1 protein-coding gene, 2 tRNA genes and 2 rRNA genes (1 of these 5 running past the window's edge) are annotated in these 3,226 nt (G+C 54.3%); 1 reads left to right on the top strand and 4 read right to left on the bottom strand.

Going from position 1 to position 3,226, the window contains the following annotated elements; translation table 11 throughout:
* The 4 genes from YY7_RS0146405 to YY7_RS0146420 form a co-directional block, all read right to left on the bottom strand.
* A 23S ribosomal RNA gene (locus YY7_RS0146405) occupies positions 1-685 on the bottom strand (it extends 2,171 nt beyond the left edge of the window).
* Positions 686-1,077: 392 nt separating this feature from the next.
* A tRNA-Ala gene (locus YY7_RS0146410) sits at positions 1,078-1,153 on the bottom strand.
* Between the two features lie 33 nt (positions 1,154-1,186).
* Positions 1,187-1,263 (bottom strand) — tRNA-Ile (locus YY7_RS0146415).
* Between the two features lie 228 nt (positions 1,264-1,491).
* A 16S ribosomal RNA gene (locus tag YY7_RS0146420) occupies positions 1,492-2,980 on the bottom strand.
* Together the 16S and 23S rRNA genes with 2 tRNA genes alongside form the textbook arrangement of a ribosomal RNA operon.
* Positions 2,981-2,991: 11 nt before the next feature.
* Here YY7_RS0146420 and YY7_RS62750 point away from each other — a divergent pair.
* Positions 2,992-3,226 (top strand): hypothetical protein (locus YY7_RS62750; RefSeq protein ID WP_210164755.1); only part of this gene is annotated, 235 nt, incomplete at its 3' end.

Raw genomic sequence — 3,226 nt, forward strand, 5'->3', positions numbered from 1 at the left:
AGTCGCTGGCCCATAATACAAAAGGTACGACGTCACCCAGAACGCATCTTGGGCTCCGTCTGTTTGTAGGTGTCCGGTTTCAGGTCTATTTCACTCCCCTCGTCGGGGTGCTTTTCACCTTTCCCTCACGGTACTGGTTCACTATCGGTCGCTGAGGAGTACTTAGGCTTGGAGGGTGGTCCCCCCATGTTCAGACAGGATTGCACGTGTCCCGCCTTACTCAAGGATACATCATCGCATTACCCGTACGGGGCTATCACCCTCTAAGGCCCTGCTTTCCTGACAGGTTCCGGTTGTCTTTGATGTATCACTGGCCTGGTCCGCGTTCGCTCGCCACTACTAACGGAGTCTCGATTGATGTCCTTTCCTCCAGGTACTTAGATGTTTCAGTTCCCTGGGTTCGCTTGAAACCTCCTATTTTATTCAGAAGTCTCATACCTTCTCTTGATAACCGGAAATCCAAAACCTCGCGGTTTGATTTCTCGCATTTCTGGTCGAACCCCAAAACACAAGGTGTTTAAACCTCAAGATCTTGGAGTTCCGGCTATCGAAGGTGGGTTTCCCCATTCGGAAATCCGTGGATCAAAGCTTCTTCGCAGCTCCCCACGGCTTATCGCAGCGTAGCACGTCCTTCATCGCCTCTCAGCGCCAAGGCATCCACCGAACACCCTTAAGGCACTTGATTGCTCTCATTATCAATGTCCACACACTCGGCAGAATGTATGCCGCCCAATCGCATTGAGACCGAAATCTCAAAGCGCGCACCCTCGATGAATGCTGCTTGCGCGGCCGGACATTGATTAGAAAGACCAGCTTGCTTCGTAAGATCGAACCAATAGCGAGGCGGTCAAGCTTCGCTAACAGGATCATTTTACAACCCGCTCATCTTGCGATGAACGAGCGCCGAAAATGATCTGGAGATAGTGAATGAGCACCCGCGAATTGCTCCGCAGATCCCAAACTTGGATCGATCTCCTCTTTACGATGTCAGATAACACGCACACCGCGTCCATCCGGACTGCGTGTGCGAATTGATGTTTCGCGGACGACGGTTGAGGCACCGGCGATCAAACCATCTGGTGGAGCCAGACGGGATCGAACCGACGACCTCATGCTTGCAAAGCACGCGCTCTCCCAGCTGAGCTATGGCCCCGTAACCAGAAGACGAATGCCCGCTCGATGAAAGTGGTGGGCCTGGGAAGACTTGAACTTCCGACCTCACGCTTATCAAGCGCGCGCTCTAACCAACTGAGCTACAAGCCCCTAACGCTCATCCTACAAAGGATTAGGAACCCGCTCGCGCGCAACCGGCTTTCGCCGATGCATCGCACAGCGCTCTAGCCCCTGGCGCGTGTTCGTCCGCGAAGAAAGAGAAACGAAGACGGCGAAATCCCGCCAATGGAGCTCAAGCGATCTGGCGATCGATTGGCCCCGAGATGTTTCTAAAACGATCCGATAGTGAGCGTGAGCTCTCTGAAGGACCATCCTTAGAAAGGAGGTGATCCAGCCGCAGGTTCCCCTACGGCTACCTTGTTACGACTTCACCCCAGTCGCTGACCCTACCGTGGCCGGCTGCCCCCTTTCGGTTAGCGCACCGTCTTCAGGTAAAACCAACTCCCATGGTGTGACGGGCGGTGTGTACAAGGCCCGGGAACGTATTCACCGTGGCGTGCTGATCCACGATTACTAGCGATTCCAACTTCATGGGCTCGAGTTGCAGAGCCCAATCCGAACTGAGACGGCTTTTTGAGATTTGCTAGGACTTGCGTCTTCGCTTCCCATTGTCACCGCCATTGTAGCACGTGTGTAGCCCAGCCCGTAAGGGCCATGAGGACTTGACGTCATCCCCACCTTCCTCGCGGCTTATCACCGGCAGTCTCCTTAGAGTGCTCAACTAAATGGTAGCAACTAAGGACGGGGGTTGCGCTCGTTGCGGGACTTAACCCAACATCTCACGACACGAGCTGACGACAGCCATGCAGCACCTGTCTCCGGTCCAGCCGAACTGAAGAACTCCGTCTCTGGAGTCCGCGACCGGGATGTCAAGGGCTGGTAAGGTTCTGCGCGTTGCGTCGAATTAAACCACATGCTCCACCGCTTGTGCGGGCCCCCGTCAATTCCTTTGAGTTTTAATCTTGCGACCGTACTCCCCAGGCGGAATGCTTAAAGCGTTAGCTGCGCCACTAGTGAGTAAACCCACTAACGGCTGGCATTCATCGTTTACGGCGTGGACTACCAGGGTATCTAATCCTGTTTGCTCCCCACGCTTTCGTGCCTCAGCGTCAGTATCGGGCCAGTGAGCCGCCTTCGCCACTGGTGTTCTTGCGAATATCTACGAATTTCACCTCTACACTCGCAGTTCCACTCACCTCTCCCGAACTCAAGATCTTCAGTATCAAAGGCAGTTCTGGAGTTGAGCTCCAGGATTTCACCCCTGACTTAAAGACCCGCCTACGCACCCTTTACGCCCAGTGATTCCGAGCAACGCTAGCCCCCTTCGTATTACCGCGGCTGCTGGCACGAAGTTAGCCGGGGCTTATTCTTGCGGTACCGTCATTATCTTCCCGCACAAAAGAGCTTTACAACCCTAGGGCCTTCATCACTCACGCGGCATGGCTGGATCAGGCTTGCGCCCATTGTCCAATATTCCCCACTGCTGCCTCCCGTAGGAGTTTGGGCCGTGTCTCAGTCCCAATGTGGCTGATCATCCTCTCAGACCAGCTACTGATCGTCGCCTTGGTGAGCCATTACCTCACCAACTAGCTAATCAGACGCGGGCCGATCTTTCGGCGATAAATCTTTCCCCGTAAGGGCTTATCCGGTATTAGCACAAGTTTCCCTGTGTTGTTCCGAACCAAAAGGTACGTTCCCACGCGTTACTCACCCGTCTGCCGCTGACGTATTGCTACGCCCGCTCGACTTGCATGTGTTAAGCCTGCCGCCAGCGTTCGCTCTGAGCCAGGATCAAACTCTCAAGTTGGACTTGAAACTTTGAACCGGCTGATCACAACGTTTGACGAGGTCCACACCAAAATCGCGCAGCGATTCACATCGCTGGCGACCCGACCTCAATCAAGAGGCCATGGTGTAACCTTATTCAAAACGTGTACCGCCGAAGTCTTTCGTCCGGTCCCGATCGGGAAAACCAAGGTTTTCAAAATCGAGACCCGCAAGGACTCCGCCGTCCACGTTTCTCTTTCTTCATCTTCACTTGTCAAACAGCCCG

Origin of the sequence: Bradyrhizobium elkanii WSM2783, assembly GCF_000472865.1 — a bacterium.
GTDB classification, from domain to species: domain Bacteria; phylum Pseudomonadota; class Alphaproteobacteria; order Rhizobiales; family Xanthobacteraceae; genus Bradyrhizobium; species Bradyrhizobium elkanii_A.